The sequence below is a fragment of the Tissierella carlieri genome (assembly GCF_018917285.1).
GTDB lineage: Bacteria > Bacillota > Clostridia > Tissierellales > Tissierellaceae > Tissierella > Tissierella carlieri.
Genome location: NZ_JAHLOH010000050.1, coordinates 26,630 through 48,944, shown reverse-complemented (window position 1 = coordinate 48,944; position 22,315 = coordinate 26,630). Strand labels below are relative to the sequence as shown.

The 22,315-nt window shown below is 30.1% G+C and carries 19 protein-coding genes and 1 other annotated feature; of the genes, 18 read left to right on the top strand and 1 reads right to left on the bottom strand.

Features of this window, described 5'->3' with window-relative positions; translation table 11 throughout:
* Nucleotides 1-60 precede the first annotated feature (60 nt).
* The 11 genes from thiD (at nucleotide 61) to metG (ending at nucleotide 12,172) form a co-directional block, all read left to right on the top strand.
* Complete coding sequence (gene thiD / locus KQI38_RS18420) at nucleotides 61-882, top strand: bifunctional hydroxymethylpyrimidine kinase/phosphomethylpyrimidine kinase (protein WP_216562022.1); 822 nt, start codon at nucleotides 61-63, stop codon at nucleotides 880-882.
* The gene (gene cytX, locus KQI38_RS18415; RefSeq protein ID WP_246565923.1) at nucleotides 882-2,093 is read left to right on the top strand and encodes a putative hydroxymethylpyrimidine transporter CytX; all 1,212 of its coding nucleotides are present in this window, start codon (nucleotides 882-884) and stop codon (nucleotides 2,091-2,093) included. Before thiD ends, cytX begins: the two co-directional genes overlap by 1 nt.
* Nucleotides 2,077-2,901, top strand: coding sequence for a hydroxyethylthiazole kinase (gene thiM / locus KQI38_RS18410; protein WP_216562018.1), 825 nt, complete (start codon nucleotides 2,077-2,079; stop codon nucleotides 2,899-2,901). The genes cytX and thiM overlap by 17 nt, the downstream gene beginning before the upstream one ends.
* Nucleotides 2,885-3,520 (top strand): thiamine phosphate synthase, encoded by a 636-nt coding sequence (thiE, locus tag KQI38_RS18405; protein ID WP_216562016.1) that lies wholly within the window; start codon nucleotides 2,885-2,887, stop codon nucleotides 3,518-3,520. Before thiM ends, thiE begins: the two co-directional genes overlap by 17 nt.
* A gap of 149 nt (nucleotides 3,521-3,669) precedes the next feature.
* Nucleotides 3,670-4,488, top strand: coding sequence for a MerR family transcriptional regulator (locus KQI38_RS18400; RefSeq protein ID WP_216562014.1), 819 nt, complete (start codon nucleotides 3,670-3,672; stop codon nucleotides 4,486-4,488).
* A 263-nt stretch (nucleotides 4,489-4,751) separates the two neighbouring features.
* Nucleotides 4,752-5,348 carry a HutD family protein gene (locus tag KQI38_RS18395; protein ID WP_216562012.1) on the top strand — a complete coding sequence of 199 codons (597 nt, stop codon included), beginning with the start codon at nucleotides 4,752-4,754 and terminating at the stop codon, nucleotides 5,346-5,348.
* A gap of 275 nt (nucleotides 5,349-5,623) precedes the next feature.
* Nucleotides 5,624-6,115 carry a DUF6323 family protein gene (locus KQI38_RS18390; RefSeq protein ID WP_216562010.1) on the top strand — a complete coding sequence of 164 codons (492 nt, stop codon included), beginning with the start codon at nucleotides 5,624-5,626 and terminating at the stop codon, nucleotides 6,113-6,115.
* Nucleotides 6,102-7,466 (top strand): DUF6179 domain-containing protein, encoded by a 1,365-nt coding sequence (locus KQI38_RS18385; RefSeq protein ID WP_216562009.1) that lies wholly within the window; start codon nucleotides 6,102-6,104, stop codon nucleotides 7,464-7,466. Before KQI38_RS18390 ends, KQI38_RS18385 begins: the two co-directional genes overlap by 14 nt.
* A gap of 184 nt (nucleotides 7,467-7,650) precedes the next feature.
* Nucleotides 7,651-7,860, top strand: coding sequence for a helix-turn-helix domain-containing protein (locus KQI38_RS18380; RefSeq protein WP_216562006.1), 210 nt, complete (start codon nucleotides 7,651-7,653; stop codon nucleotides 7,858-7,860).
* Between the two features lie 129 nt (nucleotides 7,861-7,989).
* Nucleotides 7,990-10,116, top strand: a complete 2,127-nt coding sequence (locus KQI38_RS18375) for a hypothetical protein (protein WP_216562004.1) — start codon at nucleotides 7,990-7,992, stop codon at nucleotides 10,114-10,116.
* Nucleotides 10,117-10,229: 113 nt separating this feature from the next.
* Nucleotides 10,230-10,487 (top strand) — a binding site (T-box leader).
* Nucleotides 10,488-10,546: 59 nt separating this feature from the next.
* On the top strand, nucleotides 10,547-12,172 hold the full coding sequence (gene metG / locus KQI38_RS18370; RefSeq protein ID WP_216562002.1) for a methionine--tRNA ligase: 1,626 nt from the start codon (nucleotides 10,547-10,549) through the stop codon (nucleotides 12,170-12,172).
* A 171-nt stretch (nucleotides 12,173-12,343) separates the two neighbouring features.
* Here metG and KQI38_RS18365 read toward each other — a convergent pair whose 3' ends face one another.
* Nucleotides 12,344-12,778 (bottom strand): GNAT family N-acetyltransferase, encoded by a 435-nt coding sequence (locus KQI38_RS18365; RefSeq protein ID WP_216562000.1) that lies wholly within the window; start codon nucleotides 12,776-12,778, stop codon nucleotides 12,344-12,346.
* Nucleotides 12,779-12,998: 220 nt separating this feature from the next.
* Between KQI38_RS18365 and KQI38_RS18360 the strand changes: the two genes are divergently transcribed.
* From KQI38_RS18360 to KQI38_RS18330, 7 genes are all read left to right on the top strand, one after another.
* Nucleotides 12,999-13,685, top strand: coding sequence for a response regulator transcription factor (locus KQI38_RS18360; protein WP_216561998.1), 687 nt, complete (start codon nucleotides 12,999-13,001; stop codon nucleotides 13,683-13,685).
* Nucleotides 13,678-14,871 (top strand): sensor histidine kinase, encoded by a 1,194-nt coding sequence (locus KQI38_RS18355; RefSeq protein ID WP_216561996.1) that lies wholly within the window; start codon nucleotides 13,678-13,680, stop codon nucleotides 14,869-14,871. The genes KQI38_RS18360 and KQI38_RS18355 overlap by 8 nt, the downstream gene beginning before the upstream one ends.
* Nucleotides 14,872-14,929: 58 nt before the next feature.
* Nucleotides 14,930-15,613: an ABC transporter ATP-binding protein gene (locus KQI38_RS18350; RefSeq protein WP_216561994.1), complete on the top strand. Its 684-nt coding sequence runs from the start codon at nucleotides 14,930-14,932 to the stop codon at nucleotides 15,611-15,613.
* On the top strand, nucleotides 15,610-18,270 hold the full coding sequence (locus KQI38_RS18345) for an ABC transporter permease (protein WP_216561992.1): 2,661 nt from the start codon (nucleotides 15,610-15,612) through the stop codon (nucleotides 18,268-18,270). The genes KQI38_RS18350 and KQI38_RS18345 overlap by 4 nt, the downstream gene beginning before the upstream one ends.
* Complete coding sequence (locus KQI38_RS18340) at nucleotides 18,267-18,578, top strand: transposase (protein ID WP_216562133.1); 312 nt, start codon at nucleotides 18,267-18,269, stop codon at nucleotides 18,576-18,578. Before KQI38_RS18345 ends, KQI38_RS18340 begins: the two co-directional genes overlap by 4 nt.
* A 65-nt stretch (nucleotides 18,579-18,643) precedes the next feature.
* A complete protein-coding gene (locus KQI38_RS18335; protein WP_216561990.1) occupies nucleotides 18,644-20,350 on the top strand; it encodes an S-layer homology domain-containing protein in 1,707 nt (568 codons plus the stop codon).
* 276 nt (nucleotides 20,351-20,626) lie between these two features.
* A complete protein-coding gene (locus tag KQI38_RS18330) occupies nucleotides 20,627-22,057 on the top strand; it encodes a sigma-54 interaction domain-containing protein (protein WP_216561988.1) in 1,431 nt (476 codons plus the stop codon).
* Nucleotides 22,058-22,315: the final 258 nt, after the last annotated feature.

Here is a 22,315-nt window from a genome sequence, read left to right as displayed (position 1 = left end):
TTCTCCGTGTAGAGAAGTACCCTAATTTATTATATATAAAGAACAAAGGGAGGAATTTCAATGAAAAAGGTACTTAGTATTGCTGGATCAGATTGTAGTGGAGGTGCTGGGATACAAGCAGATTTAAAGACGTTTTCTGCACATGGGGTGTTTGGAATGAGTGTCATTGTTTCAGTAGTAGCAGAAAATACGAGCCGTGTTATCGATATACAAAATATTACTCCAGATATGATTGAGAAGCAGATTGATGCAGTATTTGAGGATATTGAGGTTGACGCTGTGAAAATTGGTATGCTGTCTACACAACTTTGTATGGAGGCAGTAGCAAGAAAACTGGAGCAATATAAGCCGTGTAATGTTGTAATTGATCCTGTAATGTATGCGAAAAATGGTTGCCCACTTATGGACCCCGATTCCATAGATACGTTGATCAAGGTTGTACTACCTTATGCTGATTTACTTACACCTAATATCCCAGAGGCTGAGAAGATATCAAATATTAAGATAAGCAGTACAGAAGATATGAAAATAGCAGCAAAGCTTATTTATGATATGGGGTGTAAAAATGTTCTTGTTAAAGGTGGTCATGCTATTGGAGATGCACTGGATATTTTATATGACGGTAAAGAGTTCTATTATTTTGAAACTCAGCGTATAAATACAAAAAATACTCATGGAACAGGTTGTACTTTCTCTTCGGCTATTGCTTCCAATCTTGCACTTGGTATGACTATGCCTATTGCTGTAAAGCAGGCTAAAAAATATATTACTACAGCAATTGAACATTCGTTAAACATTGGTAAGGGTAATGGACCAACACATCATTTTTATGACCTATATAAAAATGGTTTGAATATTAAGGAAAGTAAAGGAGATTTATAATGAAAAATGAAAATCAACAGGTGTCTACCTTTAGTCAAATATTATTATGGTTTGGTGCAGCAGTATCTATTGCTGAAATTATGACAGGAGCCTTGCTTGCTCCTTTGGGACTAGCCCAAGGTATTTGGGCTATTATTATTGGTCATGTAATTGGAGGAGCTATTCTTTTTCCAGCGGGGCTGATTGGTGCAAAAACTGGCCTTTCTGCTGCTGAATCTGTTCGCATTTCTTTTGGTAAATATGGTTCATTTGGGTTTTCGTGGATTAATATATTACAGCTTCTTGGTTGGACTGCAATTATGATTATTAACGGAGCAAAAGCATTTGATGGAATTACAAATCATCTTTGGGGCTATCAGAATGAAAGGTTATGGTGTATGGTTATTGGATTACTTATTTGTATTTGGGTAGTAATTAGTATTAAAAATCTGTCAAAATTAAATACTGTAGTGATGACGGTCTTGTTTATATTTACAATTATTCTTGGTTTTACGGTTTTCAAAAATACTAGTGGAGTAATTGTAATGGAAGAAACTATAAACTTTGGTACCGCGGTTGAACTTAATGTAGCTATGTCCCTTTCTTGGCTTCCTCTTATATCTGATTATACAAGAAAGTTGGAGAAGAAAATCACAGGTACTTTATGGAGTGTAATAAGTTATTTTGTTGGTAGTACAGTGATGTTTGTAATTGGACTCGGTGCAGCAATTTACGCTGGCACATCGGATATTACAGCCATATTAATGTCTGCAGGACTTGGCTTGATTGCTCTTGTAATTGTTCTATTTTCTACAGTTACTACTACATTTCTCGATGTTTATTCTGCAGGAGTAAGCACAGCGAATTTAAATAAAAAGGTAAATGAAAAGTTTGCTGCTGTTATTGCATGTGTCGTAGGTTCATTACTTGCAATGTTTGTTCCTATTAGTCAATATGAGAATTTTTTATATCTTATAGGTTCTGTATTTGCACCTTTATTTGCCATTCTGTTTGTGGATTATTTTCTGTTGCATAAAAAAGATATAGATCCTAGTCACTCTCATAGCATAAGAAACATAATTTTATGGGTGATTGGATTTATCGTTTATCGTTTACTTATGCCTTATAACTCTATTATAGGAATCACGTTGCCTGTAATGGCGGCAATTGGTTTTATATGTTTTATTATAAATAAAAGAAAGGCTGGAAATACTAATGAATTATTTAACTAACGCTTGCGTGGACTTGCTCCGCGAAGTCAGGATAAAAAATCCACTGATTCATAATATCACTAATTATGTGACAGTAAATGATTGTGCAAATGCCATTTTGGCAATAGGAGCCTCTCCTATTATGGCAGATGATGTTGCAGAAGTAGAAGAAATCGTTTCAATATCTTCTGCTCTTGTAATTAATATAGGAACTTTAAATCAACGAACTATTACTTCAATGATTATCGCAGGAAAAAAAGCCAATGAACTTCATATTCCCGTAGTTTTAGATCCTGTTGGAGCAGGTGCCTCTTCACTGCGAAACAAAACAACACAGGAAATTCTCTCAGAAGTAAAAATAGATATAATTCGTGGAAATTTATCAGAGATCTCCTTTGTAGCTGGACTAAGTGCTTCTACAAAAGGAGTTGATACTTCAAAAGCAGATGAAAGAAATGATGCGGAAGCTATTGCGAAGTCAGTGGCGAATAAATATTCTTGTGTTGTGGGAATTACAGGACAGGTAGATGTCATTTCAGATGGCATTCGTGTTGCTAAAGTAGCCAATGGTCATAAACTGCTTTCCAAAGTGACTGGTACAGGCTGTATGACATCTGCACTTGTAGGTAGTTTCTGCGGTATAACAAAGGATTACTATACAGCAACGGTTACAGGAATTACTGCAATGGGAATTGCCGGTGAGATTTCCTTTATAAAAACTAGAGAAATGGGAACAGGTAGTTTTCATATTGGTATCATTGATACTTTATCAAATATGAACAGCACATATTTCGTAGAAAGGGCGAAGATAGATGAAACCGAATATTGATTATACACTCTACCTTATAACAGATAGAGAGCTTATGAGTACAGAAAAACTGGAAACTGCTGTAGAGCAAGCCATTTTAGGCGGTTGTACGGTAATACAATTGAGAGAGAAAAATTGCTCATCTTTAGAGTTTTTTGAAATAGCAATGAAAATAAAGGAAATTACAGATAGATATCAGATTCCATTAATAATTAATGACCGAATTGATATTGCATTGGCGATTGATGCTGATGGTGTACATGTTGGTCAGAGTGACATACCTGCAACCATTGCAAGAAAATTGATTGGTGACAATAAAATCCTTGGTGTATCTGCATCTACCTTTGAAGAAGCAATAAATGCACAGTCAGAGGATGCAGACTATCTTGGTGTCGGAGCAATGTTTACAACTGGTACGAAAACAGATGCAAAGATTACATCCATAGATGAACTTGCACGAATACGAGAACATATTAAACTGCCTATTGTGGTGATTGGAGGAATTAATAAGACTACAATACCAAAATTTGAAGGCATAGATATCCATGGGCTTGCAGTGGTCTCAGCTATTATTTCGCAACCAGATATAAAAGAAGCGGCTAAGGAGTTAAAAAGTATGTTTAGGAAAGGAAAAAATTGATGACTGCTTTTAGAGCTGCATATTTGATTTAGATAGTATAGTTTTCAAGAGTCAACAGATAATTTTTAAATTATTTGTTGACTCTTACACTATGGTATACTTTATACTGTAATTGAGCTCAAAAAACACATATATGTGAGATAAGATAAATGTTAAAAATAGGTGATTTTTCAAAACTATCAATGATCAGTATAAGAATGCTACGTCATTATGATGAGATTGGTTTACTTATTCCCGAGAGTATAGATGATTTTACAGGTTATAGATATTACAGTGAAGCACAATTGCCTCTTGCAGGTCGTATTAATGCACTAAAAGATATGGGATTTAGCCTGGCATCTGTTTCTAAAATACTGAAAAATTATGAAAATCCACAGGCTCTAAGGGAATATTTATTGTTAAAACAGACAGAAATTCGAGAACAAGCGGAGGAAATAAATCGACGTTTACTGCTCATTGAGACTACTATTCAGAGACTTGGAAAGGATGATAAGACAATGAATTACAATGTAACGTTAAAAGAACTTCCTGAAAGATATGTGGCAAGCGTACGTAGGATAATTCCTAACTATGATCAGGAAGGAATGCTTTGGAATATTCTCATGGAAGAAACAGCGTCTCTTCATATGCAAGATGGTGAACCGTGCTATACTTTAGCTATCTTTCATGATGGAGAGTATAAGGAAAGTGGAGTAGATGTAGAAGTTCAGAAATCAGTGCGTGGAAATTATGAAGACACTGAAAATGTTAAATTTAAGACCGTTGCCCCCATTCAAATTGCATCAGCTACCTACAAGGGAAGTTATGACCAAGTTATAGAAGTGAATGAAGCTGTAGCCAACTGGATTCGAGATAATGGATATGAATTTAATGGTTTATCCTTCTGTATTTACCATGTTAGTCCCTATGAAACACAGAATCCTGAAGAATGGGTAACGGAAGTATGCTACCCTGTGAAAAAGAAATAAAATGAAATGATAAAAATCGTCTGTTATAAATACGGACGATTTTTTGATGTTTTATAAATACTACCCGCTATGAATTGATTTCCAAAAGTTAGAGAAAAAATCTAATATTTAGTTAAAATCCAAACTTATAGTGGCGATTTTAAACTATCTGTTATAGAATATATGCATAGTACAGGTTATTCTGCACGTCATGCAGCAGCAAATTTTAATATAAAATCCCATATATCGATGTGCAAGACTATCAAAATAATAAGGAGAATAAAATGGAGATTAAGACAAGACTAATTAAAGAGGATGATTATATAACAACAGAATGGTCAGGAGGGAAGACTACTCAATTATTTATCTATCCAGAAGGTTCAAATTATAAAGAGTTTAATTTTAAATTCAGATTAAGCTCTGCCACAGTAGAACTAGAAAAATCAGAGTTTACTAAATTAGAAGGAGTAAATAGATTTATTACGCCACTTGATAATGAACTTAAATTAACACATAATCATAAAGAATATATCAATTTAAAGCCCTTTCAAGTATACGAATTTGATGGAGCAATAGATACTACTAGTTATGGTCTGGCAAGAGATTTTAATTTGATGCTTAGGAATGGAGCTAAAGGACAGCTTGAGAGCATTTATATAGACAAAGAACATTTAGTAGTAGAAGAAATTTCTTTCGATTTTAAGGAAGCCTTTTGTTTCATATATACTTGGGATAATGAGGTATATGTTGATATCAATGGAGATACAAATCCTATTAGCCCATTTCAGACTCTTTTAGTTAGGTCTAATAACAATACTCTAAATCTAAAACTAAGATCTGAAAATCTAGCTAATGTTTTAATAGCAAAGGTATATGTATAATTAAACATAGAAGAGCATTTGCTGTATTTTAGACATTATGTCTTAATTTATTGATATACAGGAATAACAATAAAAGCAATAAAATAATTAAAAAACGAACATAACTGTTCGCTGTAATTATTTTATTGCTTTTTATATTTGTACATGATATGATATAAGATACGCAATAAATCAAAAATATACAATTATACATTTTTATCATAACATATTTAAAAGGGCGTGTCAATAGGATATTGAAAAAAATAAAAATAATTTATCATAGGAGGAGATTTATTTTGTTATTCGAAATAACTAGCTTAGGTTCATCCTTGATATTAAAACAAGCTGTGGCAGAAATAGAAAGATGTAATGATTTTACTGCTCAGTTTAGGCTGACTTTATCCCATCATGATGCTGTCGAACTAGTTGAAACTCGTGCTCTGGCATTAAAAACCAATGGTCGGATTGAATTTGGAGGAGGTTCCATCAACAAAATAATTAAAGAGTTTTGTGATTCCCCTTATATTTCTATGTACAACTATGCTGAAACACTTCACGAACTTACTGAAATCTTTTATTTTTATAAAAATGAAACACTTGATTTGATGAGCGATGATGAATTGATAAAATTTATGAAGAATAGTTTTGATGGAAAATGCCAGGGATCATTGGAATTACTTTCAGAAAGAGAACTTGCTAATATGGCTCGCAACTTAAGATATGGATATCCTCCGGATTATTCGGAGGATTTGGAAGAATATGAGGAGGATGAATATGGGGAATATTAAAAATCGACATATCATTGATAGTAATAATTTGAGTGAAGAATCGTATTTTATTTCGATTCTGCAAGAGGCATATGCTTGTGGACTTCTATATGATTCAGATATTGAAAATATTCAGTTGCAATGTATTGATTTTTTAGCATATAAAAGTGAAAGATACAATGGTGGCGAAAGTAGTTCCATAAGAGTAGAGGTTGCTGAGAATATAATGAAATCCAATCTCTACACAATAGGGCTGTATTTAAAATCATTACCTGATGCTCACAGTGCGGTTAGTGAACTCAAATCAACAAGGATTGATGAAATTTATAAGAAGGGGAGAGATTTGATTGATGAGAAAATTCGCACTGTAAAACATATCTACAAGCTGGCTAAAAAGAATAAGGTTTTTACATTAAATTATACTTATAATGCAACCCTTGATGATAATGGGATAGGAACTTTTTTTAGGTCATATAATCCAGATTATGAGGCTCATGAGACTCCTGCATCAATAGATTATCAGCTCTGTAATCCAGTGATTAATTTGGAGGGGATTGAATTTATTCAAAAATATCTTGAGAATTTGCTTATTGAAAATGAGTTTTGTAGAAATTTTGATACACAAGATATTCACTATCTCCTTTATGGATATGACGAAGGATATAAAGATTTGCTAATTAATATCTTTGAACATGTATTGACGGCGGGGCTAGGGTGCTTGCTTGCCAATAAAAGTATTAAAAAATTGGAGATTTCAGAAGATGAAATTCAATTTTTAGATAAAGAGCTATCAAAGGATACTAATTATTCACTTGCCTTGAAGATTCAAAATGCGGCTAAAAAATTAATTGAAAAGATGAATATTATAAATCCTTTAGTTCAAGAGTATATTGAAAGAAGCTTACCTAAAATCACATCTAATATTGCCTATGGAATTAAGACAAATGCTCTGGATAAAGTATTTGTAATTCCGATTAATCCTGACTTGAAGCAGAAGATTAAGTTTTTGCCTGGTGTAAAGATGGAAGATGAAGATTATAGAAAATTAATTAATCAATTATTAGTCTGTGAATATTCATTGGATAAGATTGCAATTATAAAAGAAAAAGTAGAGTCATTTAATGATTTGGAAGATATCCTTTTTGATGCAGAACTAAATGGTGAAGAGATGGCTTTAGTCTTTGATATGCTTGAAGATATTGAGATTGCTGCACTCATTAAGCGGAATTCATTTGAATCGGATATTCAAGCTGTAGATTTATCTGAAGCTGAACATGAGCTTCGATTAAATTTAGAAGATTATATAAACCATCTTCCAATAGATAGAAAAGAACAGATTTTTGAAATGGTGGATGTCATTATTGATGGATAATCTTTTTATCTGGAATGAGAATACAACTAAATTTGGTTGTTTCAGTCAACTCTTTACTAAGGCTCATGGAGTTTGGTATCAAAATATTGATGAGTATGCAATAAATGTCTGACCTTCAAAATCAACTGCAAATCCTTTGAAATTTTTAGCAACAGTAAATATAATTAAAGCGAGAGGTGATTAGATGAAGGAAATAAATATTGCAAAAACACTAGTAGTTAAGAGAAAAGAAAAAGGTATTACTCAAGAAGAATTAGCAAAATATATCGGTATTTCAAAGGCCTCTATTTCTAAATGGGAAACAGGACAAAGTTATCCTGATATTACTTTTTTACCACTACATGGATATTATTTCAAAGAAATATTGAAGAAAAATAATTATAATTTAAAATAAAATGGGAGATAAAAAGAATATCTATTTAGTTTGATTCCATTATGTAATTATTATGTAATTTTTTTGTAAATACTCCTAGACTTCTTAGTTATATAATAAAGTTAATTCAATAAAAAAAGGAGAATAAAAATGAGACAGAAAATAAGAAGAATTGCTTCAGTTACATTAGGTTTTACTATAGCTATTGCACCACTACCACAAGCATCACTGGGATATTTGAGTGGAATTACAGCTATGGCAGAACAGACTAAAGCAAGTGACAGATTACAAAACTCAATATCTGCAATTATTAATAAAAATGATAAAAGCTACGATTATATGAAAGATAATAAATATATGAATTTAGCTAATGAGTTAGGAGTTAATCTTTTAACAAAATATAGTAAGGAAAATGAGAGAAAAATAAGTAAACATTTTAATATAGGTAATTTAGATGGAGATAACATTCCTGAAATTATAGTGTATGAACAAAGAGATTTCAGCAACATGGATGATGAAGGTACATTAGTATTATATAAATATAAAGATGGTGAGTATAAGGAAATAGATAGAGTTTCTATGAATTATGATAATGGAGTTGAAAATATAATTATAGGAGAAGGAAAAACAGGAAAAAATGCAATTTTTATAAATTCCAATGTAGGAGCACATTCAGGACAATTTTATCTTTTTACTCTTGAGAATGATAAATTAGTTAATAGAATAAGCTCTAAAAAAGCAAATCTTTTATCAGTATATCCAAATGGTGAGATAAAAGATATTGATAAGGATGGGATACTTGAATTTTCCATACAAGAAATTGATCCTGAATCTGCGGATAGCAGTTCTGTCAACTCAGAAAAGATTAATATATGGTATAAATGGAATGGAAAAGATGGAGTTAATTTTGTGAAATATGAGAAGGTAGGAGAACCTAAAGAAGAAAAAACAGATAAAAAAGTAGTATCTAATTATAATGAATTTATAAATAAAGGGAATTTATCAAAAGCATTTGATTATTTAAATGAAAATAAAGATAAACTTTCTATAAGAGATAATAGTGAAGGGGTTAGGACATATTTGTCAGCTTTAAATGAAGAGCTTAGTTCAATGAATACTACCTTCAATAAATATCAGGAAAAATATAAAATGTTTGAAAATCAAGGCATCATGAAAACATATAAATTGAAAGCTACTGATTTAAATGATGTAAATATTATTAAAAATGCTTCTACTTTTTCAAAGGAAAAAGATTTGAAAGAATTACTTCTAAATGCCAACAGTATAGGATTAAAAGTGGCTACAGCCGAAGGAAGTTACTATTTTGTTATAGATTATGAGAAGTTTTTTAATTTTAGTGACTCCGTAAGTAGCGAGATTAGTGATTATTTAAAGATATTTGCAGCAGAATCTAGTAAACCAGGACTTTCTGAAGAATATGTTCAAATACCATTAGATGAAATGGCTTCAAGAATTGCAGCTATGGAAGAGTTTATGTTGATGTATCCTTATTCTAAATATTTACCAGAAGTAAATCAAATGCATGAATGGTATTTAAGAGGATATATCTTTTCAATCCATGATCTTACAACTCATAAGGTAAATTCTGATGCTCTTAAAAGTTATAATAAGGCAATGGAAAATTATGAGCATTTAGTATTACATGATATATTGAAGACTTATACAGAAGAAATAGCCAAAAATGATAATAAAATTACAGAGAATTTAATAGATAAGATGAACCAAATAATAAATGAAGATGAGATAATAGAATTTAAATCAGATGCAATAGATTTTTCAGGTATTAAATATAAATCTTCTGAAACTGAAAGAAATGAAAAATTAGAAAAAGCTATTATTGATTATTTAGAGTACGATAAAAATCAAGATGGAAAGGTTGCATATTCTTATAATTATATTGATCTTAATGGAGACGGCAAAAAAGAAATCTTTGTTTACTTATTGGGGCAATCTGTGTCAGGTTCAGGTGGCTCTACAGCTTTAATAATTGGGGAAGAAAGTTATGAAGTAATATCTAAATTCACATTAGCGAGAAATCCAATTATAATAAGTGAAGATAAAACAAATGGTTGGAATGATATTATAATGCAGGTAGCAGGTGGAGGAGCAGAATTTTCTTATGCCAGAGTGAAATTTGATGGAAAAAAATATCCATCTAATCCTTCGATGGCGCCTAAAGTGGAGGAAAAAGTTGTAAAAGGTACAGCTATTATTTCCAATATTCTATCTATAGAAGATGGGATAGAAATTAAATAGATTAATTTACTTGATTATCTTACATCAGATGTTATTAGTGGGATGGAAATGTTAGAAAATTAATAAATCATATTTACTTTAATTATAATATAGAATATAATACACATAATAATTGAAATACGAAGAAAAGGAAAGTAGCTTTAAGAATGCTTTTACAGAGAACTCCTAGTTTGGTGAGAAGGGGCAAAGAATATTAAAGTGAAAATGGCCTTGGAGTTGTGCACCGAGATCGTAAGATTTAGGCTGCAACGGGTTCACCCGTTATAGTGATAGAGTATAATCACGTTATCTGTGACGTACTTGATGAGACTTATATCGTGAGATATAGGTAAATTAGGATGGTAACACGAAATTAAACTCTCGTTCCTAGGAATATTTCTTAGGTTCGGGAGTTTTTTGTATTTATTAAAAAATAATAGGAGGGAAAATTATGAGTATTTTTATAGGAGGAGCATGGCCATATGCCAATGGTTCATTGCATATAGGACATATAGCAGCATTATTACCGGGAGATGTTATAGCAAGATATTTTAGAGTCAAAGGTGAAAAAGTATTGTATGTATCAGGAAGTGATTGCCATGGTACGCCAATATCTATAAGAGCTAAAAAAGAAAATATATCTCCCAGAGAAATTACTGATAAATATCATAATGAATTCAAATATTGCTTTGATAAGCTAGGATTTTCTTATGATATATATTCTAGGACTGATGATGAATATCACAAGAAAGAGGTTCAAGATATTATTCGTATATTATATAATAATGACTTAATATATGAAAAAGAAGTAGAGCAGCTATTTTGTGAAAAATGTACTCAATTCTTGGCTGACAGATTTGTTGAAGGTATTTGCCCAGCGTGTAAAAGTATGGCTAGAGGAGATCAATGTGATGCTTGCTCCACTATTTTAGAGCCACTTGAACTTGAGGACAGGAAATGCAAGCTTTGTGGCAGTGAGCCAGTAGTTAAAAACGTAAAACAATTGTTTTTTAGATTATCAAAATTTGAAAAAGAAGTATGGGATGATCTAGATAAAAGTAGAAGAAATTGGAGAATAAATGCAGTTAATAATACAGAGAGATATTTGAATGAAGGGTTACAAGACAGGGCGATATCAAGAGAGCTTCCATGGGGTATCGACATACCAATTAAAGGATATGAGGACAAAAAAGTATATGTATGGGTAGATGCGGTACTAGGTTATTTAACTGTAAGTAAAAAATGGGGAGCAGAAAATAATAAAAGCTGGAAGGAGTTTTGGGATAACAAAACTACAGCTTATTATGTTCACGGAAAGGATAATATTCCATTCCATACTATAATTCTACCATCATTACTAAGCGGTGTTGGGGTTAATAAATTTCCAGACAATATAGTTTCAAGCGAGTATGTCAATCTAGAAGGAAAGAAAATATCAACCAGCAATAACTGGGCAGTATGGATTCCAGATATTATTGAAAAATATAATATTGATTCATTGAGATATTTTTTTATAGTTAATGGTCCAGAAAAAAGAGACACTGATTTCTCCTGGAGAGAATTTATTAATAAGAATAATGGAGAGTTATTAGGAGTATATGGCAATTTAGTAAACAGAACCTTAGTATTTGCGAAAAAGTATTTTAATAGTGAGATACCAATAGGAGAGCTAAATTATAATATAAGAACAGATATTGATATTTTATACAATGAGGTTGGAAGCCTTATAGAGAGTGGAAATTTAAAAGCATCAATAGAGAAAATATTTGATTTTATTAGAAGTATAAATAAATATTTTGATGAGACGGCTCCTTGGATTACAGTCAATACAGATAAAACTCAATGTGCTAATACCATTTATAATTGCTTAGTAGCCATAGTAAATATAGCTAACTTACTTCAGCCATTTTTGCCTTTCTCATCAGCTAAAGTTAAGTATTGGTTAAATTCCGATTCAGATACTTGGGAGTATTTAGATGTAAAAATAGGAAGTGTAATAGGTAAATTTGATATTTTATTTGAAAGGTTAGATAAGAAGATAATAGAGGAAGAGTTAGGTAAATTAGGCCGTTATTAAGTTAGAGTCATAGTTATATTGGCTATACTTTCTTAGCAATATGAAGGAAATGCTGAGAGATCAGAATAAAAAATTGTTCCAAAATATGAATTTAGGTTTACTCTTTGAAGCAAGCCTAAATTCATACTTATTATCTAAAAAAGTATAATTTTAAGATGGGAGAGAATGCAGCTAATATTCTAACTTGTACACAATTTCACCCTCAATAATTCTGCCATCTGGTGTAAATCCTATGCTTTCATACATTACTTTTGCCCATTCGTTTTCAGGTTCAAAGCTAATAAAAATAACATGGTGTTCTTTGTCTTCCTTAATCCTATTTATAAGCAATTCCATTGCCTGTCGTCCATATCCTTTTGACTGATGCTTGGTGTCTATCATAATTCTATAAATCCAGTATTCTTTGTCAATGCTGTCCATACAGTACATGAGAAAACCTATGGGGGTTTCGTCATTATATATAGCCATAGGTATACATTCGGATTGTACTTTTGATTGAGCAATTGAAAATATATTAGATGCCACAAATTCTTCTTGTTGTTTCGTTACCTTAAGTTTTATAATTTCCCAAAAATTCTCTGAATCAATGTCTATTAGTTTTAACATATAATTGCCTCCGTAGTATATAAATAATTTGAAACTTATGCAAATTTTCCAGTACTGTATGATCCAATTTTTTCCTCGTCAATTATTATATCACACTTTTTTATCAGGATATATTCTAAAATTAAAGCTGAAAAAGGTTTTTTAGGAGATATATTACTCTGAGACCTTTTTTATTATATAATAAAGATAAATTCAACTATTTATTATAGAGGTGAAATTATTGAAGAAAATCTTATTAATTGAAGATGATGAAAACATATCATTTGGAATAAAGACATATTTAGAGAAAAAGAATTTTAAGGTGGAGATAGGAGATACCTTAGCCAAAGGAAAAGAAAAGTTTAATTTAAGCTATGATTTAATTATCCTTGATATGAATTTACCAGATGGAATAGGATATGAATTTTTTTCTTTTGTAAAATCTAAATCTCATATTCCAATAATTTTTCTTACAGTAAGGGATGAAGATGAAGAAATAGTTAAGGGATTAGATTTAGGAGCAGATGATTATATTACTAAACCCTTTAAACTATCCATATTAGAATCAAGAATAAATACAGTTTTAAGACGAGTGAAAAGAGATAATACCTCAGAGGACATATTGTTTTGCAAAGATTTAAAGTTAATTAAATCCCAAACAAAAGCTTTCAAAAATAATGAGGAAATCAATATAACTGGTCGAGAGTATAAGTTACTTGAAATGTTTATGGAAAATCAAAATCAAACCTTAACAAGAGAATTTATTCTAGAAAGACTTTGGGATATTGAAGGAGATTTTGTTAATGATAATACTCTTACTGTTACAATTAAAAGACTAAGGGAAAAGGTAGAAGATAATTGGAGCAGACCTATGATTATAAAAACAATTAGAGGAATAGGATATAGAATGGAGAGTGAATATGAGTAGTTTAAGAAAAAATTCATCTTATAAATTAGGAATGTTGATTTTCATTTTACTATTATCATTTGTATTTTGTATTTTAACCTATAATTTATTGGAGAATATATTATTAGAGAAATTATCAACTGTAATAGGAGTTATAAATAAAAATTCGAGGGATATAGAAATATTGGCTATGAACCAGTTGAAAGCTGAACATAGTCAATATACTATAAGCGGAAAAGAAGTTTTAAAGAAATATGGATATAATTCAGCAGGGTTTATATTTCTAAAGGATAAGAAAAAAGTTATCTACATAAGTCTTTTATTTTCTATCCTAATTACTTTCATATTTTATAGCAATATGAAAATATCAGGTAACAGTAGGAAAAAAAATATAGAAAAGTTAAAGAATTATCTAGAAAATACTAATAAAGGAGATTACTCCTTAAATCTAAGTATTGATGAAGATTTTACAATTCTTTCCGATGAACTATACAAAACTGTTGTCAATCTAAGGGAATTAAAGAAACAGGCTATGCAAGATAAAATTAATTTAAAAGAGAATATGGCAGATATATCACATCAATTGAAAACTCCGATCACTTCTATTAATATTATGGCTCAATTAATGGAAAACAACGAATCAAAGGAGGAAAGTCAAGAATATATTAATAGGTTGAGCAAACAAATAAGAAGACTAGAGACTTTGACTAATTCTTTACTTACTATGTCAAAATTAGATGCAGATGCAATTGAATTTAAAAAAGAAACTATAGAGATTAAAAATATAATAGATTTAGCTATAGAACCTATTGTGTATTTAATAGAAAAAAAGGATATCCAATTAAATGTAATAGGACAAGATATAACAATAAAAGGAGATGTTTATTGGTTAGGTGAAGCCTTTTTAAATATTATAAAAAATTCTGTTGAACATTTGAATAATAATGGAGAGATAGATATTTTTCTTGAATCTAATCCTATATTTGCAGAGGTAAAGATTGAAGACAATGGAAGTGGATTTTATAGGGAAGATTTACCCTATCTTTTTAAAAGATTTTATAAAGGTAAAAATGCTAATAAGGATAGCGTTGGAATAGGGCTTTCTATGTCAAAGACTATTATTGAAAAGCATAATGGAGAAATTTCAGCCGAAAACAGGGTTGAAGGTGGGGCGAGATTTAAGGTTAAATTCTATCAAAAAATATAAAATGTCACTTAAATGTCACATTAAGAATATAAACTGATAACCATAAGGAGGAATGAAAATGGAAATATTGAGAACGGAAAACTTAACAAAATCTTATGGTAAAGGTGAATCAAAAGTTATAGCACTTAATGATGTGACTTTTTCTGTCCAAAGGGGGCAATTTGTATCTATTGTAGGAGCTAGCGGTTCAGGTAAGTCTACTTTATTACATATATTAGGTGGTGTTGATAGACCAACAGAAGGAAAAGTATTTATAGAAGATAGGGAGATTTCCACTTTAAAAGAAAGTGAATTAGCACTATTTAGAAGGAGAAAGGTTGGACTAATATATCAGTTCTATAATCTGATTCCAACAATCGATGTAAAGAAAAATATTTTACTTCCCTTACTTTTAGATGGAAGAACGCCAAACATGAAGCATTTTAATGAGATAGTAGAGATATTGGGCTTGGACAATAGATTGACACATTATCTGGGAGAATTATCAGGAGGACAGCAACAAAGGGTAGCCATTGGAAGATCTTTAATCTATCGTCCAGCAATTATTTTAGCAGATGAGCCTACAGGAAATTTAGATAGGAAGAATTCCAATGAGATTGTGGAATTATTAAAACTATCAAATAAGAAATACAAACAAACTATAATACTGATAACCCATGATGAAAAAATGGCATTGGAAACAGATAGAATAGTCACTATGGAGGACGGTAAAATAGTTTCAGATGAGGTGATTAGACAATGAAAATCCTCACTGAATATACTTGGAATAATTTAAAGAAGAATAGAAAAAATACTATATCTATATTGATTGCCATTACCATAGCCACTATTTTGCTTAGTACAATGGTATTAGCTACTTATATGAACTGGAATCATGATATTAATAAAGCTATTTTGCGAAATGGAAACTATCATGGCTCTTTTTATAGCGGTATTGATAAATCTCAAATTCCATATTTAAAGGAAAATCAAAAAGTGGATGAGGTATACTTAAGGTCTGAATATTACAGTGGTAAAATCGATACTAAAAGACCCTATTTCAATATTTCATATCTCAATAAAGAATATTGGGAAAACATGTATGAAAAGAATTTTATATTAGAAGGAAGAATCCCAGAGAAATCCGATGAAATTGTAGTTATTGGAAATTTTTTAAATGAAAATCCCCAATATAAAATAGGGGATAAAATCAAGGTGAATTTAGGATATAGGGAAAAAGAAGGAAAAAATATAGACCCATTTGATTTTATTGGGGAGGGCGAAACATTTATAGGTGGTAAAGAGAAAGAGTATACCATAGTCGCTGCTATTTCTGGAAAAAGCTTATCATATGAGCCCTATTATGCAGTATTAGGCTTTTTAGATGAAGATTCAATAGATGAAGGCATGAAGCTTTTTCCGTTTTTAAGGATGAAAAATCCTAGAAATATATACAAGGATCTGCCTGAGATTGGTAGAATGTTAGGATTTGCAAAGGGAGAGGGAGATAGTCCTGAAGACTATTATAGTTCATCATATAATTTATATTATCTAAGGCTGCAAGGAATATTTCCGCCTTCTCTTAATTTATGGGAAAGAGTCCCTGAATCTACACTTATATTTTCTATTTTTATATTATTCGTCATGCTATTATTTGCTATAATAATCTATAATGTTTTTACAGTATGGTCTAACAATAGATTACGACAATTGGGAATGCTAAAAAGCATAGGTGCAACTCCAAAGCAGATAAAGACAACTATAGTATTGGAAGCTATTTTGATTTCAATAGTACCAATAATTATAGGTGTTATCTTAGGTCATCTGTTCTGTTATATAATAATAGATATAGTGAACAGTATGATACAAAGTATTAATCTTGATATGAATGGAAGTATGTTTAATCTAGTATTTAAAACATCTCCTATAGTGATTGGATTAATTTTGATTTTATCGTTTTTAGCTATTTTAATATCAATTAGCAGACCTGCCAAAAAATTAAGTAAAATGTTACCCATTGAGGCTATCAAATATGGTGGTTTAGATTATGAGCATCTTAGAAAAAAGAAAAGAAAAGTGAATAACTATAGTCCTAGTAATATAATATCTAGTTTAGCTAAAGATTTTTTGGATGGAAATAAGAAAGCCTTTAAAACTACAATAATATCTATAACCATTAGCTTTGTTATAATGTTTGTTTTTCTTACATTTAGAAGCTTGAATCAAGCAATTACAGATTTAGACACTGAGGAATACTATTACTCTATGCAAACACGAGTCTTAACTAAAGAGCCTGCTGATGAAAATATATTTAAGGAAATTAGAAAGATAGATGAAGTAAATGAAAGTATTACGTATAAAAATCTGTATCTATATTCTAAGGCGAAATTAGAATATGAGTCGGATGGGTTTAAAGATGTAGGCGGATTTGAAGGTATAGATATTAAAAAATATCCTATTAATAAATTAGAAGATGGATATGAGATACCCGTAGTATTGACAGGTATTGAAAATGAGGATTTTAATCGATATATTAAGTCTCAAGGAGAAGAACCAGAAGAATACTATAATAGAGAAAGGCCAAAAGCTATTCTTTTAAATTTAGTGAAGGAGGATATAAATCAACCACTTGCTAGAACAAAGTTTATACCATATTTTCATGAGAAGGTAAATAATATATCAATTAGTGAATATGAAAATCAAAAGGGATATAATTTTCATATAGATATAGGACTTCAAACTTCTGTAAAACCGATAAAAGACTATAATTTACAAGATTATCGTATATATTTATTCATGCCTAAAGAAGTTCTTAATTCTATAATGGAAAATTTTGATTTACCGGGAGATTATAGTCATTCGGAGAGAATTAACTTATTAGTAGATGAAAAGGATATTAATAGTGTTAAAGAAAAAATTAAAGATATTATGAAATATTATTTATCAGAAGATGATTATTATATCTGGAATATATTAGATGATGAAGCAGAGCAAAAAATGATGAATAAATTGGTTTACCTAATTATATTCTCTATTATATTTTTTCTAAGTATTATAGGTATATCTAATGCATATTCCAGTATAAATAATAACTTAAGGAATAGAAGACGAGAATTTGCTATGTTGAAGTCTATGGGTATTACAAAGAATGATTTAGGTAAAATGTTAAGATTAGAAGGAATTTATTACAGCATATATCCTTTTATAATATCAATTCCTCTATTTTTGATTTTTTTAGCATTTGTAGTTAAAATAAATAAAACTTATACCTTTAAAGATTTAATTATATTTTTAGATTATAGAATTATAATTGGATATGTTATCGTGATATTTATGAGTATATATTTAGCATATTATTTTGGAGTTAAGAAAGTAGAGAGGGATGAAATAGTAGATGTTTTAAAAGATGAGAGCATATAGATTCTATCGTAATTGTATGTTCTTCTGATGAAATTATTAAGTTTTTAAAAGACTTATTAGACATTAACAAGGACAAAAGAGTGTTTATGATTTGGGACAATGCTAGAATCCATACTTCAAAAGCTGTTGAAGAGTTTATCAATCAACATGAAAATGCATTATGTACATTTAATCTTCCACCATATTCACCAATGTTAAATCCCCAAGAAAATATTTGGAGAAAGTTTATTTCAGACTATTTTAATCATGCAAATTCTAACAAGGCTGAAACTAAATCTCTTGTTAATGCTATGTCTTATTATAAATAGTTTAATTTTGAATTTGTTTATCTATAATAAAAAAATTTAATACTATAGTTTAAGGAGAGATAAAAATGAAAAAACTGATGATTATAATTTTAACCGTTTTATTATGTGCTTTTCCAGTGGTTCATGCCAGTGAAATTACGGAAAGGGAAGAAAATTTAGATTTTTTGTATGAAACATTAAAAGGAAGTCATCCTAATATATTTTATAGCACATCAGAAAAAGAATTTATAGAGAAAAAATCTGAGATTAAAAAAAATGTAAATGAAAAGTCAAATGTGGAGTATGTCCTTGATTTACAAAGCTTAGTCGCTATGGTTAATGATTCGCATACAAATGTGAATATAGGTCATGCTTTGAAAGATGTACATATCTATCCTTTTAGCATCAGACATATTGAAACATGGGTGCTTGATGTTATTGAAACAGAATATGAAGAATATCTTGGCTGGGAAATTGTGGCTTTAAATGGATATGATATGGAAACTGTAAAAAATAAAATGGCATCTATTATCAGCCATGATAATGATGTGTGGCTTCAAAGACAATTAAGACAATTTATCAACGTCAAAGAAATTCTTGATTATGTAGGTATTATAAAAGATGATGAATTAGAAATAACAGTAAAGAAAGAAAATCAGGAAAAAACAATTTATCTTCATACTGTAGATACTTCAGCGGATACGGTAGATGTGGCATATTTAGCCCAAAAACGTAGACAAGAGCCAAAAACAACTAAGGATAAATCTAAAATTTATTTTTCTATGCCATTAGATGGAAATGTTTATTATATTCAATATAATGCTTGTCAAGAAGATAAAAACTTGCCCATGGAAACATTTAGTTTAAATGTTCAAAAGGATTTAGAAAGCAATGACTATCAAACTGTTGTTATTGATTTAAGAAATAATACAGGCGGCTCTGATGGGGTGATTATGCCTTTATTATATGTATTAACCGAATATCAAAACAATAATGATGTAGAAATAGTAGGTCTTATTGGTGAAAATACATTTTCTTCCGCTACAATAAATGCCATGATGATAAAAGAAATGGATGGTATTTTAATGGGGACTTATAGTGGTGGAAGTGTTGACCATTATGGTGCTGTGAATCAATTTCAATTGCCTCACTTGAATATACAAGTAGGTCACTCTACAAAATATATAGAAATTGATAGTTTATTTGACAGTGGTATTCCTTATGGTATTGAGCCTATTAAACCTGATATTATAATGGAACAAACTTATGATGACTATATGCAAGGTATAGATACGGCAGTTCATTACATTGAAAATAATTCAGGAAAGTTGCAGGCTAGAGAGGATAAAAGCTTATATATTTCACGAGGAAGATTGGCTCACTTATTACATGAGATATCTCTTGAAAATAATGAATCTTTAGAATATGCAAAAGAAACACCTAAAGATATTTTTTTCTTCACTTATTATGAAGAGGCTAGTCGTTGGGCAGTAAAGAACAATATAATAGTAGGAAAATCATCCAATGTTTTTGCGCCCTCTGATTTATTAACAAGAGAAGAATTGGCTGTTGTACTGGACAGATTTGTGTCTTATTTAAACATGGAACCAGCAGAAAAACAACAACTTTCATATAAAGATGAAAAAGATATTAGTATATGGGCAAAAGATAGTGTAGAAAAAATAGTAAATATGGGTTATTTAGAACTAGAAAATGAAAAATTTAATCCAAAAGATAATACTACCATAGAGAAAGTAGAAAGTATACTAGAAAATATTAAGGAAAATAAATAATACACATAAAAAGAGGGTGTCTCAAAATAGAAAATAATTAATGAGGTAAGGCAGCAAAAAAATTATCAAAAAATATAAAAACGGATTCCGCAGAATCCGTTTTTTGTGTATAATTATTTTTTAAAATTAGTGCTGTTTTTTATTTATATCATATGAAGTAAATCTATGTTTAAACATATGATTATAAGTATGATATAATATTATCAGAATATAAAAAATAGTTATGATAATGTTATAATTAACTTAAAATAACTTGCATAAAAGTGAGGTGCTAATATGGAAGATACTAAGGGAAATAATTCTGATAAAGATAGGATTAATATATGCCTAAATTTAGAAAGAATCAAAGACATATTTAATTCTTTAGATGTTGGCGTTCATGTAGTAGATGGAAAAGGAATAACAGTTTTATATAATAAAATCTGCGAAGAAATTGAGGGAATCTCAGAGGATTGGATTGTTGGGAAGGATATGAAGAAGCTTGTCCATGATGGAGTTTATTCTGAATCAGTTGCTTTAGAAGTTATAGAAAAAGGACAGAAGATTGCAAAGACACAGAAGGTAAACGGAAGATATATTTTTTCAACAGGTATACCTATTTATGAAAATGGAGAGTTAATAAATGTTGTTGTATCTGTTATGGATATGACTAGTCTTGAAAATTTAAAGCTTCAATTTAATGAATTAAAAAGTGTTAATGTGAGAATGCAAAAAGAATTAGATATACTTAATGCAATAGATGGACAAAATGATTCTATTATATCTAAAAGTAAGGAGATAGAAAACATAAAGATTTTAGCACTTAGAATTGCAAAGGTAGACTCCACAGTATTAATAGAAGGAGAATCGGGTGTTGGTAAGGGCATTTTTAGTAAATATATACATGAACATAGCAATAGAAAGAACGGCCCATTTGTTAAAGTAGACTGTTCATCTTTACCTGAAAGCTTAATAGAATCAGAATTATTTGGATATGAGGAAGGGGCATTTACAGGTGCTAAAAAGGAGGGCAAGGTTGGATTAATCCAATTGGCAAATGAAGGAACTCTGTTTTTAGATGAAATCGGAGAATTGCCATTAAATCTACAAGTAAAACTTTTAAATTTAATTCAAGATAAAGTATTTCAAAAAGTAGGCGGAACAAAAAATATATCTATTAATACAAGGATTATAGCTGCAACTAATAAGGATCTATATACTATGGTAGAAGAAGGCACATTTCGTAGAGATCTGTATTATAGACTAAAAGTTATACCTATAGTGATTCCGTCTCTTAGGGAAAGAAAGACAGATATTGTACCTTTAGTTAATTTTTTTCTTAAGAAATTTAATGACCATTATAATTATGAAAAAATCATTTCTGCAAAGGCTATGAATTTACTAATTAATTACGATTGGCCCGGAAATGTAAGAGAGCTGCAGAATGAGATTGAAAGGCTTGTAGTTACATCGGAATCTGAAGTCATTAGTGAAGTAGACGTTTTATATGGAGACATTGGCAAAACAAGGTCAATGGACATAGATGAAAATAAACTCTTTAAAGAAAATGTTTATAGCTATGAAAGAGCTTTATTAGAAGATTATATTTACAGGACTAGTGATATACATGAACTTAGTCAGAAAACAGGGTTGGAGGTTAGCACTCTGAGAAAAAAAGCAAAGAAATTAGAAGTTGATCTTAATTTCCAAAAGAGAAAAAATTCCTAAATGAGAGGAAAAAAATCTTCAATTGGTTTCGAATAGCTTCCCTTTGTATTTAGAGGTTTTTAACGTATTATTAAATTTAGAAAGGAAAAAAATCACTTTTAAACCCATTTTAATTGGGTGTAAATTATAGTTGATTCAATATAATAAATCATTATTATTGATTTCATAGAAAATATTAAAATAAAAAACATTAGATAAAATTAGAGTTTTCCTATGAATCAAGTATAATTAATGAAAAATAAAACTTACTTTAACTAT